This is a genomic window from Acinetobacter sp. ACNIH3 (assembly GCF_002918965.1).
Taxonomy (GTDB): domain Bacteria; phylum Pseudomonadota; class Gammaproteobacteria; order Pseudomonadales; family Moraxellaceae; genus Acinetobacter; species Acinetobacter schindleri.
This window is the reverse complement of the sequence record NZ_PQLP01000001.1, coordinates 115,986-130,086: the sequence shown is the minus strand read 5'-3', so window position 1 is coordinate 130,086 and position 14,101 is coordinate 115,986. Positions and strand designations below refer to the sequence as shown.

12 protein-coding genes are annotated in these 14,101 nt (G+C 43.5%); 1 reads left to right on the top strand and 11 read right to left on the bottom strand.

The features are described 5' to 3' along the window. Positions 1-276 precede the first annotated feature (276 nt). The 8 genes from C3420_RS00620 to C3420_RS00585 are packed head-to-tail and all read right to left on the bottom strand — an operon-like array spanning position 277 to position 7,934. A complete protein-coding gene (locus C3420_RS00620; protein ID WP_048881763.1) occupies positions 277-1,119 on the bottom strand; it encodes a hypothetical protein in 843 nt (280 codons plus the stop codon). Between the two features lie 13 nt (positions 1,120-1,132). Next, positions 1,133-2,212 carry a 3-dehydroquinate synthase gene (gene aroB, locus C3420_RS00615; protein ID WP_048881762.1) on the bottom strand — a complete coding sequence of 360 codons (1,080 nt, stop codon included), beginning with the start codon at positions 2,210-2,212 and terminating at the stop codon, positions 1,133-1,135. 27 nt (positions 2,213-2,239) lie between these two features. Beyond that, positions 2,240-2,776 carry a shikimate kinase AroK gene (gene aroK, locus C3420_RS00610; RefSeq protein WP_004810003.1) on the bottom strand — a complete coding sequence of 179 codons (537 nt, stop codon included), beginning with the start codon at positions 2,774-2,776 and terminating at the stop codon, positions 2,240-2,242. Positions 2,777-2,812: 36 nt separating this feature from the next. After that, positions 2,813-4,978, bottom strand: coding sequence for a type IV pilus secretin PilQ family protein (gene pilQ, locus C3420_RS00605; RefSeq protein WP_103800493.1), 2,166 nt, complete (start codon positions 4,976-4,978; stop codon positions 2,813-2,815). 16 nt (positions 4,979-4,994) lie between these two features. Then, complete coding sequence (locus C3420_RS00600; protein ID WP_004810006.1) at positions 4,995-5,522, bottom strand: pilus assembly protein PilP; 528 nt, start codon at positions 5,520-5,522, stop codon at positions 4,995-4,997. Further along, the gene (locus C3420_RS00595; RefSeq protein ID WP_026056744.1) at positions 5,522-6,241 is read right to left on the bottom strand and encodes a type 4a pilus biogenesis protein PilO; all 720 of its coding nucleotides are present in this window, start codon (positions 6,239-6,241) and stop codon (positions 5,522-5,524) included. Before C3420_RS00595 ends, C3420_RS00600 begins: the two co-directional genes overlap by 1 nt. Next, complete coding sequence (locus C3420_RS00590; protein WP_004810012.1) at positions 6,235-6,876, bottom strand: PilN domain-containing protein; 642 nt, start codon at positions 6,874-6,876, stop codon at positions 6,235-6,237. Before C3420_RS00590 ends, C3420_RS00595 begins: the two co-directional genes overlap by 7 nt. After that, positions 6,876-7,934: a pilus assembly protein PilM gene (locus C3420_RS00585; RefSeq protein WP_004810013.1), complete on the bottom strand. Its 1,059-nt coding sequence runs from the start codon at positions 7,932-7,934 to the stop codon at positions 6,876-6,878. The genes C3420_RS00590 and C3420_RS00585 overlap by 1 nt, the downstream gene beginning before the upstream one ends. 169 nt (positions 7,935-8,103) lie before the next feature. Between C3420_RS00585 and ponA the strand changes: the two genes are divergently transcribed. After that, positions 8,104-10,632, top strand: coding sequence for a penicillin-binding protein PBP1a (gene ponA / locus C3420_RS00580; protein ID WP_103800494.1), 2,529 nt, complete (start codon positions 8,104-8,106; stop codon positions 10,630-10,632). 72 nt (positions 10,633-10,704) lie between these two features. Here ponA and C3420_RS00575 read toward each other — a convergent pair whose 3' ends face one another. The 3 genes from C3420_RS00575 to C3420_RS00565 are packed head-to-tail and all read right to left on the bottom strand — an operon-like array spanning position 10,705 to position 14,089. Beyond that, positions 10,705-11,508, bottom strand: a complete 804-nt coding sequence (locus C3420_RS00575; RefSeq protein ID WP_103800495.1) for a putative RNA methyltransferase — start codon at positions 11,506-11,508, stop codon at positions 10,705-10,707. Positions 11,509-11,566: 58 nt separating this feature from the next. Further along, the gene (gene mraY, locus C3420_RS00570; protein ID WP_048881757.1) at positions 11,567-12,685 is read right to left on the bottom strand and encodes a phospho-N-acetylmuramoyl-pentapeptide-transferase; all 1,119 of its coding nucleotides are present in this window, start codon (positions 12,683-12,685) and stop codon (positions 11,567-11,569) included. Then, positions 12,686-14,089 (bottom strand): UDP-N-acetylmuramoyl-tripeptide--D-alanyl-D-alanine ligase, encoded by a 1,404-nt coding sequence (locus C3420_RS00565; protein WP_103800496.1) that lies wholly within the window; start codon positions 14,087-14,089, stop codon positions 12,686-12,688. It abuts the gene before it with no gap. Positions 14,090-14,101 lie beyond the last annotated feature (12 nt).

The window sequence follows — 14,101 nt, the reverse complement described above, 5'->3', positions numbered from 1 at the left end:
GAAATCACATAAAAATAACGACTAAATATGACGCTTACGCATAATCATCGAATCATTTTCGCGCCAAAACAGGGAGATTAATTCAATTCATGCACCAATAAAGCAAAGAACATGCCAACTTGATGCACTAAGACAGAAACAATACCAATGACAAAGATTTAGCAAATATTAGGAACAGAGTGATAATTTTTATTGTGTATTTTTTGCACCAAAAACGCACATTTATAGTATTTTTTCATACAGGGTGCGCTATTTTAGCCCGCACCCAAATTTGTATTAGTTAAAAGGATCACTTATCTCTTGCTCTTCAGCACGTTGTTGACCATTAGGTTGAGCACGTGGCGTTGACGGTACAGTGCTTTCAGACTTCTGCACATCTACTACATTCCCCGATGGATCACGACGAACAATAGTTGTACTGGTGGTACTTGACGTATTTGATGAGGGCTGGCTCTGCGGTTTAGGAACTACTATTTCCTCTACTTTTGGTAGAGGCACATTTTTTAATCGTACTTGATAGAGTTTCTGGTTAGACGTCAGCTCATCAGAACCTAAGTTATTCACATAAGGTTGATAATCCTGAATTTGCTGCACAGCTGGTTTGACTGATTTCGGCAAATCCATATTCAAATGATCCAGTGCCTGCTTTGCTTGATTGGCTGATTTATAAGAACCATAGAGTAAAACATATTGCTCAGGCATATTTTCGCCTGACAGACGCAAGTATATGAATTTATTACGATCTATCTGTTTTCTTAAGAAGTTTTTAATAATAATTTCATCAGAGACCCGAAATAGCTCAATCGCATACTGATTTTTAAATTGAGTAACATATTTGGTACCACGAAACTCGGCTTCATGGTTTGCATTTACAATGGTGCGTGTGGTCATATCCAGCGGATGAACTTCCTCATTTAATGCACCAAGATGGGTCATTGAAGCGACTTTTTCTGGTTGAATCAGTAGTTCAACCTCTGTTTCAGGCTTTTTCTCTACAGGAGTGACCTGATCCTTATCTGTAATTGCCCAAAAAATGAGCGCAACAAAAAGACAGCCTACCGCAGTCACCAGCCAAAAATAATGCTGAATCTTTTGCCATGGCGTATGGAGTGCTGTCATTTTCTAAAATTACCTATGCCTGATTGGCCAGAATGGCCTGCTTCATTAATTCTACATCAAAGTCTCGGGTGATAATCGCTTGTCCTAATTGTTCCAGCAATACCAGACGTAACTGTCCATTTAAGACTTTTTTGTCATGTGCCATATATCCCAGGAAATCATCCAGAGGAATTTTAGGGCAAACAATCGGAAGTTTGGCACGAGAAATGATTTTTTTTGTACGCGCGAGATCTGCTTCGGAAATCCAGCCCATACGCTGTGATAAATCAGCGGCCATGACCATACCGGTTGCTACCGCTTCACCATGCAGCCATTCACCATAGCCCAGATAAGACTCGATGGCATGACCAAAGGTATGACCGAGGTTGAGTAAAGCACGCTCACCTTGCTCTTTTTCATCATTCGCCACGATACGGGCTTTATGGGCGCAGGAACGATAAACAGCTTCAGCCAGCAACTGCTCATCACGAGCAATCAGACCTTCCATATTGGCTTCCAGCCAAACCAGGAAGTCCTTATCACCGAGTAATGCATATTTAATGACTTCAGCAAGACCTGCTGATAATTCACGATCTGGCAAGGTTGATAACTGGGACATATCCGCCAGCACGACTTGTGGCTGCTGGAAAGCACCAATCATGTTTTTACCGAGTGGATGGTTGATCCCGGTTTTACCACCGACACTGGAATCCACCTGCGAAAGCAAAGTTGTTGGCACTTGAATAAAGTACACACCACGCTGGAAACAGGCTGAAGCAAAACCAGCCATATCGCCAATCACGCCACCACCCAATGCCAATACAGTACAATCCCGGTTAAAACCCGCTTCAAGCAACGCATCAAAAATCAGGTTTAAATATTGAATATCCTTATATTTTTCACCATCAGGCAAAATACAGGTCGCTACTGTTTTACCCAGGTTTTCCAAGGCTGTCTTATAGTGTTCCAGATATAGTGGTGCTACCGTATCATTACTGACAATCATCACCTGTTTACCATGAATATAAGGTTCTAACAGCTGCTGAGGATTTAAATCGCTACCAATAAAAATTGGGTAACGACGTTCACCGAGTTCGACATGTAAGGTTTGCATGATGGGGTAACCACTTTTTTACTGAGCTTATTTTTTCGGAAGGATGAGATTCAGAATACGCTGTGCCAGATCGCGTGCAGCGCCCTGATTGGTCTCAATAATATGGTGTGCGACTTCCCGATACAGCGGATCCCGAATTGCCAGCAGATCTTTAAGTTTCTGTTCCGGATTTTCAACTTGTAATAAGGGACGGTTTTTGTCGCGATAGGTTCGTTGGAGCTGGATTTCTACAGGAGTGTAGAGATAAACAACGATGCCTCGCTGTTTCAGATATTCGCGGTTAGGCGCCTGAGTCACCGCACCACCACCTGTGGCCAAAACCAACTGTGGTCGTGAAGTTAACTCATCGATGACAACCGTTTCACGACTACGAAAGCCCTGTTCACCCTCTTTTTCAAAGATCCAGGGAATCGTTGCACCTGTTTTACGCTCAATTTCATGATCACTATCCAGAAATTCTCGTCCTAACAATTCTGCTAAATGCCGTCCTACTGTTGTCTTTCCCGCCCCCATCGGCCCTACCAAATAGATATTTGGCAGGGATTCAAACTCTTTGCTTGGCAAGGAGTCACCTATTCATTTTGTTAATTTCAAAATATATTAATGATTTCTTGAAACACTGTCATTAACAATTCGAGGTGTAATAAAAATCAGGAGCTCACGCTTATTGTCAGATTTAAGATCTCTACGAAATAAATGACCTAAATATGGAATATCTCCCAAGAAAGGTACTTTAGTTTGTCCATTCCGTGTTTCTTGCTCAAAAATCCCCCCCAAAACTACCGTTTCTCCATTATCAACCAGCACATTAGTGCTAATTTGATTTTTATTAATCGTTAATTGACCCGTTGGAGTCGGGTTTCCAGGAGTATCACTGGTAATATTGAGCAGCATCTGAACTTTACCGTCAGGTGTAATACTAGGAGTTACATCTAAGCTGAGGGTTGCATCAATAAATTCAGTAGTTGAAACTGCATTTGCACCACCCCCTTCTGAAGATTGATACGGAATTTGTGTACCTGATGAAACTTTAGCCGCCTGCTTATCTGCTGTTAAAACTTTAGGTGTTGAGATCACTTCACCATAACCATCTGCTTGTAAAGCAGAAAGCTCCAGATCTAACATAAAGTCAGATAAGCTAATCAAGCCAAAAGCAATTCGACCAGCAGGGTTTGCAACACCCAAGTCAACATTCAAATTATCTGGGCGTTGAATATCATAGGTATATCCACCTAAATCACTTTCTTGAGGATCACGCAAATCCCAAAGTGTAGTGTCACTTCCACCCACTAATAGATTATTATTATTAGTAATGCCCTGAGAAAGAATTCCCCATTTCACCCCGATTTCTTTGGTGAATTCAGTCGATGCACGCACAATACGTGCTTCAACCATGACCTGCTTTACCTGTACATCAAGCAGATCCACCATATTGCGGATTTTATCGATAAAAGGCTGAGTATCATTTACAATTAAAGTATTGGTACGTGCATCAATAGAAATAGAACCACGTGAACTCAGTAGACTCTCCTTATCATCTCCACTTGTACTGCCTGTATTAGAACCGGCACTTGAGGCCCCTTTATTCTGCGTGATGAGCTTTTCAATATCAGCTGCTTTGGCATAACTGAGTTGCATATATTCTGTCTGAATAGGAGCAAGCTTTACACTTTGTGCAAGTGCTTTGGCTTCTTCTTCTTCAGCTTTAATGAGCTCAGATACAGGCGCTATCCAGATTACATTACCATTACGACGCTTATCCAAATTCTTAGTCTTTAAAACAATATCTAAAGCCTGATCCCAAGGCACTTCCTTAAGACGTAAAGTAATATTGCCTTGTACGCTGTCTGCTGCAACCATATTAATGTCAGTGAAATCTGCTAGTAGCTGTAATACTCGGCGAACTTCAATATCCTGAAAATCTAAAGAAATTTTCTTACCAGTATAATGCTGAGCAGCTTTTGGACGTAATGGATTTTTCTCTTCTGGGCGTTTTAAACTAATTGTCAGTTTATTATCGGTTTGATAAGCCATGTATTCATAGCTATCTGAAGTTTGAATGGTAATCACTCCAGAGCCATTCTGGTTGACTGCATCTACTGTCGAAACAGGTGTAGCAAAATCATTCACATTCAGACGACGCGTTAAATGAGTAGGAATCTTGGAGCCTAATGCTCGTACAATAACTTTGGTGCCTTGCTGTTGCACATCAACCGGTGTATTACCACTCGCCAGATCAATCACGACCTGACCTTCACCTTTCGCCCCGCGCTGGAACCCAATATTAGTAATACCTTGAGTATTTTGTTGTACGACTGGCTGTACAGGGATAACTGGATTGGTTGAATTGATTTTTAGAATAAAGGTATTGCCTTCAACACGCGTGGTAAATGCACCCGCATCAGCCAGATTCACAGTTAAACGCGCACGCTGGGCATCTGAAGTCACATCTACAGAACTTGCTTCTTTCGTTGCAACAACAATATTGCTCTGTTTTAAATTCTGCTGTGCTTTATCAAAATCCAGAATCAGACGTGATGGTGATTCTAATTGATAAGCTTGTGGTTGAGGTGGCAAGCCATTAAACATCACGCGAATTTCAGTACCTTGTCCTGGAATCTGCATTGGCACCACATTGGTCATCGAAACCTGTGCACTTGCCGCCTGCATTACAGCAATAGCAACTGCCCCCATTGAAAACTGACGAAACACATGATTCATTGTATTAGCATCCCCAAAAATAAATTCTTTAAAACTTTTATTCATTGTTATTCCCTTTAACTTATGGCGCAGGCCCAATCAGGACCATACTGCGAGGGCGTTCCACATAGCCATCGCGTCCATCTGGAATAATCTCGATCAGATCAATTTGTGTCGGTGTGATATGGATCACCCGACCATGATTAAGTCCCATATAACTGCCACGCTGTACACGTTCAATTTCCCCATCTGGCGTATTAATTAAAGCCATAATCTGTCCAGCCTGGTTTTTGAGACTTCCTTTCATGGTCAAAGTTTCAAGCGGATAACTTTCTAAAGGTTGCAATTGACGTGATAGGTTTGGATAAACCCGTTTCCCTGCCATAATCTTCAGTTCTGCTGCCAATGAACTTGGCAAGAAAGGACTTTTTAGCTGATGTGCTGCATAACTAAAAGTTTCAACCGGAGCAAAATCGGGTGCTGGCTCAATGGGCAATGCGGGTTGATTGCGGATATTGGCCATTTCCTGATTCACCACATCAATACGTGATTCACAACCTGCCAGGATTAATCCGGCAGTAAGTGCTGAAGCAATTTTGATCATCTTCATTACTGTGCCCCCTGACTATTCGCAGCTGTTGTATCTGCCGATGCTGAGTTCGCACTACCGACATAACGATAGGTTTTTGCCTTCAAGGTATAATCTACAACCGGGATATCTGTTTTCTTCTCTTTATTTTCAGTACCCGTAATCGTAAAATCGTGTAGCGTCACGATACGAGACAATCCTGCAATACCGCTGACAAATGAACCAAAGGCATGATAATCACCCGTTGCTTCAATAGAAATTGGCTGTTCAATAAAGAACTCTTGCTTTACTTCAGGTTCAAGACGGATATTCTTAAACTTCAGTCCGGCATTGACACCACTCAAATTAATATCTTCAACCAGGCCTGGGATTTCAGTTTCCTTTGGTAACTGTTCAAGCTGCTGGTTAAAGCTTGCTTCCATATCCTGAAGTTGCTGTTGGTATTGTTGCAAATTACGCAGTTTGGAATCTTTCTCACGAAATTCATTTAACAGATTCTGTTCTTGTGCATTGGCCTGAGTAATTGATTCAATCTTGCCTCGAATCAGACCGAAATAAGCCAGCATCAAAACCAGGAAAACAATAAATACCCAGCAGGTAATCTTTACAGCCAGTGGCCAGCTACCATAGTTATTTGGATCGAGGGTATTAAATTGCTGAAAAAACTTTTCTACCGTCATTTTATTTTTTGGTACAACAACAGCTTCCTGACCTAATTCATCAAATTGTTCGCTCATGATGTCGCCCCTCCTGCTGCTGCAGCTGCTTGCGGCTGTTGTTCTGAAAGCACCGGTTGAGCAATCTGGTCCAGATCCACTGTCACTGTAAATGTGCCATAAGATTCTTCAACACGTGGAATAACAGAGCTTGGCGCCTTGTCCTTATTCTCTTCCGCCACTAGGAATGCATTCATGAAAGCATTACGGTACCAGGTAGAAGCTTCGAGATTACGCAATAATTCTGCAACCGTATTTGGACTTGCTGCTTTACCTTCAATGGTGAACTTATCACCGACACGGTCAAACTTGGTGATATACATATCACTTGGGGTTACACGTACAATCTCGTCAATAAGATGTACGGCAATTGGACGCTGGGTTTGTAAACCTTGAATCAGTTTCATGCGTTCCACAATCGCATTACGCTGTTCCTGTAAACCTTCCAGAGATTTTAGCTGTACATCCAGATTCTGATTGGTACTGATGATGAGTTGGTTGGCTTGTTCTTGATCCTGTAATTTTTGATCATAGTAGAACCAGCTTCCTCCAGCTGCTGTTACCCCTAGCAACAAGGCCCCGACGCAATATGCGACAAATTCGTTATTTCTTTTTATCCTGAGCTCATCACGCCAAGGAAGTAAGTTAATTTTTGCCATTAATCAAAACTCCTCAATGCCAAACCACATGCAACCATGAGTGAGGACGCGTCATTTTCAATTTTTTTAATATCAATTTGAGGAGAAAAGCCCATTTGTAAAAATGGATTCGCGATCGTGACACGGTAACCAAGCTTTTGCTGTAATAATTTTGCCAGACCCGGAATATTGGCATTCCCTCCTGCCAACAGGATATGGTCAATTTCATTAAACTGAGAAGATGAGAAGAAAAACTGCAATGAACGAGCTGCCTGTTGCACCACAGCATCCAAGAATGGCTCCAAGACTTCAATATCATAGTCATCTGGCAATGCACGTGTTTTCTTGGCGCGTCCCGCTTCTTCAAAAGACAGACCATAACGATTCTGGATTTCCTGAGTCAGCTGCTTGCCCCCAAACACCTGCTCACGAGTATAAATAATCTTGTTGTTCCGCATGACTGATAGAGTTGTCATGCTATGACCAATATCCAGAATACCGACAGTATTTACGCCCATTGGTAAAGTATCGGCAAACACCCTGAAAGCATTTTCCAATGCAAAGCTTTCTACATCTGCAATCTTGGGTGTGATCCCCGCGATTTGCAGTACTTCAGACCGGGCTTCGACATTTTCAATACGGGTTGCGACCAACAGAACATTGACACGATTTGGATTAGACAATCGATCAGGCAAGACTTCAAAGTCAATGCTGGCTTCATCGAGTGGGAATGGAATGTATTGTTCGGCATCTTCACGAATTTGAACTTCGCGTTCATCACTTGTCATATCTGCATCCATTTCGATCGTTTTGGTGATCGCCATAGACGTAGGAATCGCAAATGCAGCCTGGTTAGATTGGGTATTGGCCAAGTTAATAGCACGAGCCAAAGCATCACCGACGGCTTCTGGATTTAAGATGTTTTTTTCAACAACACTACCTTCTGGTAATGGGACCAAAGCATAGCTTTCTACCCAGTACCGTCCGCTTTTCATAGAGAGTTCCAAAACTTTAACAGAAGTCGAGCTGATGTCGACGCCTATTAACCCCTTGTTTGGCTTACGATATAACCTGCGCACAATATCATTCCTATTATTTTTTTATCCCCAAAAATAAAGTAGCCTACTAGGTATAATCGGTCTAATAATTTTATCTAGATACAATAAGTCATCTAACATTATGTATATCTAAAGGATATACTGACCGCTCACTTAGTTTGCCATTAGCTCTTATTAAAACTTACTTGTTATGAAAAAGCTATCCAGTTCAGGCCTTGTTCATCCATTTTTTTTGATCATTATCATAATTATGATCTCAATTCCGATGGGCTTTTATGGCATGTACCTTTATATTGCTCCATCTTTGCCTGAAATGTCTATCCTTAAAAAGGCTCCTTTACTTAAGCCTTTACAAGTATTTAGTTCCGATCAAGAGTTGATTGCAGAATATGGCGGCAAACTTTCTGTGCCTGTGGAATATGATCAGATTCCACCAGAATTTATTCATGCCTTCCTCGCTGCGGAAGATTCCAGCTTTTTCGAACATAGTGGCATCAGTTTTAAAGGCTTGGGCCGGGCATTAAGTGAAAGCGTCACGGGTTCCGATGTACAGACCGGTGGTTCGACCATCACTATGCAGGTGGCAAAAAACTATTATCTCAGTCCAGAACGAACACTGAAGCGCAAACTGACTGAAATTTTCCTGGCACGTAAAATTGAGCAAAACCTGACTAAAGAAGAAATTTTAACCCTCTATGTGAATAAGATTTTCTTGGGTAAAAATGCTTATGGCATCGCAGCAGCGGCTAAAATCTATTACAACAAAAGCCTGGAAGAACTTTCTCTTGCCCAGATGGCAATGATTGCCGGTTTGCCGAAAGCTCCTTCCAAGTACAATCCGGTCGCCAATCCTAAACGTGCTCTTGAACGTCGTAACTGGATTCTGGGACGTATGCTGCAGCTTGGTTATCTGAATCAGACACAGTATCAGCAAGCGATTGCGGAACCAATCAATCTGGATATGCCGGATCGTAGCACTCGCAATAAGTTTCCCTATGTTGGAGAGATGGTTCGTTCTGAACTGATCCAGAATTTTGGTGCACAGGCTATCGATTCTGGCTATAAAGTCTATACCACGATTAATAGTCAACGTCAGGCGTATGCTGAGCAATCCGTACAAGAAGGCCTTGAAGCTTATGACCGACGTCATGGCTGGCGCGGTGCTGAAGCAAATGATCAACCCTTAAAAAAATTCCAGCCTTTTGCCAATACCTACCCTGCTCAAGTCACTAAAATCAACCAAAATAGTTTTGAAGCCTTAATGCAGGATGGCACCACCGTCACCGTTCCCTGGTCAGGAATGTCATGGGCGCGCCGTTACCGAAACGCCAATAGTGTTGGCGCTGCACCCAAGCGTGCGGCGGATATTGTTAAACTGAAAGATATTGTCCGTTTACGTCCTAATGCACAAAAAACTTCCTGGGCACTGGTACAGATTCCTAAAGTTCAAGGTCAGCTGATTGCCATCAATCCAAATAATGGTGCCATTGAAGCAGTGGTGGGTGGCTATAATTTTTATCAATCGACTTTTAACCGTGCCATTCAAGGCTGGCGTCAGCCGGGTTCGACCATCAAGCCTTTTGTTTATGCACTGGCATTGGAACGCGGCATGAGTCCGCATACCATGGTCAATGATGCGCCGATTACGATTGGTAAATGGACTCCCCGAAACTCAGATGGTCGTTATCTGGGCATGATTCCTTTACGTCGTGCCTTATACCTTTCACGTAATACCGTTTCTGTGCGCCTGCTACAAACGGTGGGGATTGAGCGCACCCGACAATTATTGATGGATTTTGGTCTGGAAGACAAACAGATTCCACGCAACTACACCATTGCCCTTGGTACGCCGCAAGTACTGCCTATTCAGATGGCAACCGGTTATGCCACCTTCGCCAATGGCGGTTACCGTATCCAGCCGCATTTCATCAGCCGTATTGAAGATGCTTATGGCAAGACGATTTTTGAAGCAAAACCTGAATATGCCTGCATTTCCTGTATTAATCAGGAAGAACAAACGATTGCATCTGCTGACGTGGTGACGCCAGATGATGAAGTGATCGAAATGAATAACCGCTCACTGGAAACCAAAGCAGTAGCACCGAAAGTTTCGGCTGAACATAGCAATTACCGTCAGGCACAGCGTATTCTTAAATCCAGCTCTGCCTACGAAATGGCTAATATTTTACGTGATGTAATCCAGCACGGTACTGGCCGTGCAGCTTTACGCATTGGGCGTAGTGACCTGGGGGGAAAGACAGGTACTACTAACGATGCCAAGGATGCCTGGTTTGCTGGCTTTAATGGTAAGCTGGTAACAGTAGCCTGGGTCGGCTTTGACCAGCCAACAACTTTAGGTCGCCGTGAGTATGGCGGTGTAGCTGCCCTGCCAATCTGGACCGACTTTATGGCCAATGCGCTAAAAGGTACACCAGAATCCTGGGTGCGTCTGGATCGTAAAGCCAAAGCCCCAGTTAATCGTACTAAAGTCATCAATCAGGATTTAGAAGAAGTACAAGAAGACCACTCTTCTCCACCAATGGCCACTCCACTGTATCGTCCAGCCCCAGTCGTTATACCTAGACGTGAGCAAAATGATTTTGAAGATCTACCGGGTGAAGAATTGACTGTACCTGGTGAAACACCAGCAACGCAGGAACAACCATTGCAGCCAAAGAAAACAGATTCTCTTGATAGTCTGATTGAACAGGTTCAGTAACTTTCCCGATTAAGCAGTCAAATAAAAAGCCCTCAAATGAGGGCTTTATATTATTTAGAATAATGATCGGTATTATTTCTTTTGAAAAAGATAAATCTGGTATTGTGCCATTAATTCAAATTGTTCTTGCTGTTCAAGTGCCAGACGGCGTTCCGGTTTAGCCTTATAAGCATATGGCGTCATCGCAATCAGGTTTTTCAAGTCTGCTTGTGGCAAATTCATAGGCGCTTCAACAATCTGTTCACTCACCAAATCAAATGCATCTTGCAACTGCTCGACAAACTTTTGTGGTTCATGCGGTTTAACTTCCTCAAATAAGGCTTCGCGCATGGCATACAAATGCTGTGGTGCAGGAGTCACAACCATTAAATAAGATTTCGGCTTGAGTACACGCAGAATTTCCTGTTTCGGAATCGGGCTAAACAGGCTGGTACATAGATCTATTGATTCATCTAATACAGGCAAAGTTGCGCCTGTACCTACTACCCAAGTAATCTCTTTATTCAGCTTCGCTGCTACCTGAATCGCATTTTTGGCAATATCCACGCCTACACACTGCAGTACTTCCTGTTGCATGGCATCAGTGTAATACCCTTCCCCACAGCCAATATCCAGCAGATTTTCAATACGCAGTTCACGAATCTTTTGTACCACTGCTTGTTGCAACGGAGCATAGTGACCTGCACTTAAAAATGCGCGGCGCGCCTGTACTGATTCAGGTGTATCACCCGGATTTTTACTGTGTTTATGCTGAACCACATGCAAATTCACATAGCCTTGCTTTGCGACATCATAGCTATGCTGATTGTCACAGCGCCAGGTCCGTTCATTTAGACGTAACTGCTCACGACATACCGGACACATGAGTAGGTTCATTTTATAGTTTCTCCAAAACAAAAAAGCCGGCATGCGCCGACTTTTTCAAATGCATTTCTTAGCGTAATTTTAAAGTCATTAGACCCAAAACTACCAGCATAATCGTGATAATCCAGAAACGGATCACCACTTGAGTTTCACGCCACCCTTTCTTTTCATAATGATGATGCAAGGGTGCCATCAGGAATACGCGTTTATTGCGCATTCTTAATGAACCGATCTGCAAGAATACTGAAATTGCCTCAACCAGAAATACACCCGCCATAATCGCAAACACGATTTCCTGACGAACCATCACCGCAATCGTACCCAGCATCGCACCTAATGATAAAGCTCCTACATCGCCCATAAATACCTGGGCAGGATGGGCGTTGTACCACAGGAATGCTAGACCCGCACCAATCATCGCGGCACAGATCACCACTAGCTCAGATGAATATTTTACATATGGAATATGCAGGTAGTTCGCAAAACGTACATCACCGGCAAGATAAGCAAAAACACCTAGACCAGCAGCCACCAGTACAATCGGCATGATCGCCAGACCATCCAGACCATCCGTCAGGTTAACGGCATTCGATGCGCCATTAATCACGAAATAAGTAAAGATAATAAAACCAATACCGAGTGGAATCATTGAGAGTGGAATCGTATGATCCTTAAAGAATGGAATCAGCACATCCAGCATATTGGCTGTCACGACCGGATTCGGTTGTTGCTGTGCAATCACATAAAGCGCAATACCGGCACCAATTGAACCTACAGAGGTCCAGAAAAACTTCTTGCGTGCAGGCAAACCGGCATTATCCTTATAACGGATCTTGATCCAGTCATCTGCCCAGCCAACGGCACCAAAAATCACCATCACCGCAAGTACAATCCACACGTATGGGTTCGATAAATCTGCCCAGAGTAAGGTCGAAATACCAATTGAGAGCAGAATCAGCACACCACCCATGGTGGGTGTACCCATTTTTTTGGCATGGTTTTCCGGTGCAAATGAGCTCACCGCCTGACCGTATTTTAATGCCTGTAATTTGCGAATCATCACAGGGCCCAGCACCAAACCAATGGTCAATGCCGTCAAGACACTGAGCAAAGCACGTAATGTTAAATAACGAACCACCTGAAACGTGCTGTCATAGCCCGCCAGTTGTTCAAATAGCCATAACAGCATTTAGAGTTTCTCCATCAATGCAGCCATCAATGTTTCCATATGGGTAAAACGCGACCCTTTAAACAGGAATGACATCGGCTGAGGTTGATGTGTTTCAATCAAATCAATTAAAAACGGTAATGCCTGCTCCTGATTCAGGAAAGCCTGCATTTTCTTACCATATTGTGTACTACGCGCACCTTCTTGTGCGGCAGGTGCAAATTCACCCACAGCCACCACAAAGTTCAGGCCTTTTACCGAAACCAGATCCCGACCGAGTTTATAATGCTCAATCGCAGCTGATGCACCTAACTCACCAATATCACCCATCACCATGACACGGATACCTTCCTGCTGTGCTAAAACGTCAGCGGCAGCACGCATCGAGTTTGGGTTGGCATTGTAGGTATCATCAATAAACAAAAATTCTTTGTGCTTGATGAAGTTCAGACGACCTTTGGCACCTACTGCCTCTTCCAGGCCAGCCACAATATCATCCAGGCTGATACCAAGGGCTAAAGATAAGGCCGCAGCAGCAGTTGCATTCTGCACATTATGCTCACCAGCAAATGGCAGGTTTACTGTTTTATTACCTTGAGGTGTATTCAAGATAAAGCTTGCAGACTGCGGATGTAATTCCACTTCAGTTGCGTAGACCTCTCCGCCCTGACCAAAACTTAAGGTCTTTTCGGTTTTCACAGCAGCTCGGATCTGCTCGGCATAATCATCCGCTGCAGGAATAATAGAGGTTTCAGAAATATGCGAATAAATTTCTGACTTGGCACGGCAAATCCCATCACGGCCGCCAAATTCGCCCAGATGTGCAGTCCCGATGTTAATAATACCGGCCACGTGAGGCTGTACCAGACCAGCAGTATAGTCAATTTCACCCTGATGGCTGGCCCCCAGTTCCATCACTGCATATTGATGCTCTGGGCGCAGCTCCAGCAACATCACAGGCACACCGAGATCATTGTTCAGGTTACCGCGCGTCACCAAAGTTGGTGCCAGACGAGACAAGATACTACCCAGCATTTCCTTGGTAGTGGTTTTACCGCTACTGCCAGTCAGGGCAATGACTTTGAGTTGTGGATTTTGCTGACGACGGAAAGCACCTAGATGACCCAGCGCCTGACGGGTATCGTCCACAACCAATTGGCAGATTTCAGCATCAACCGGATGATCGACAATGGCAATCTGGCAACCGTTTGCCGCAACTTGCGCTACGAAATCGTGTGCATCAAAGCGTTCACCTTTCAAAGCCAGAAAAGCATCACCGGCTTCAGCATCACGAGAATCCATCAGGATACGTTTAATTTCGCCTTCAGGCTGCTTGTCATTCAGCCAGTAACCCTGAGTCGCCTGTTGTAATTGTGCTGCAGTCCAAGGTACTAAAGGCACAGTACTGGTAGTTGAAGTATGCATAAATTCGTCCTA

Excerpts from the sequence above, each read along its gene's own strand:
- C3420_RS00620 (WP_048881763.1), bottom strand. The coding sequence starts at position 1,119 with ATGACAGCACTCCATACGCCATGGCAAAAGATTCAGCATTATTTTTGG.
- aroB (WP_048881762.1), bottom strand. The coding sequence starts at position 2,212 with ATGCAAACCTTACATGTCGAACTCGGTGAACGTCGTTACCCAATTTTT.
- pilQ (WP_103800493.1), bottom strand. The coding sequence starts at position 4,978 with ATGAATAAAAGTTTTAAAGAATTTATTTTTGGGGATGCTAATACAATG.
- C3420_RS00600 (WP_004810006.1), bottom strand. The coding sequence starts at position 5,522 with ATGAAGATGATCAAAATTGCTTCAGCACTTACTGCCGGATTAATCCTG.
- C3420_RS00590 (WP_004810012.1), bottom strand. The coding sequence starts at position 6,876 with ATGGCAAAAATTAACTTACTTCCTTGGCGTGATGAGCTCAGGATAAAA.
- ponA (WP_103800494.1), top strand. The coding sequence starts at position 8,104 with ATGAAAAAGCTATCCAGTTCAGGCCTTGTTCATCCATTTTTTTTGATC.
- C3420_RS00575 (WP_103800495.1), bottom strand. The coding sequence starts at position 11,508 with ATGAACCTACTCATGTGTCCGGTATGTCGTGAGCAGTTACGTCTAAAT.
- mraY (WP_048881757.1), bottom strand. The coding sequence starts at position 12,685 with ATGCTGTTATGGCTATTTGAACAACTGGCGGGCTATGACAGCACGTTT.
- C3420_RS00565 (WP_103800496.1), bottom strand. The coding sequence starts at position 14,089 with ATGCATACTTCAACTACCAGTACTGTGCCTTTAGTACCTTGGACTGCA.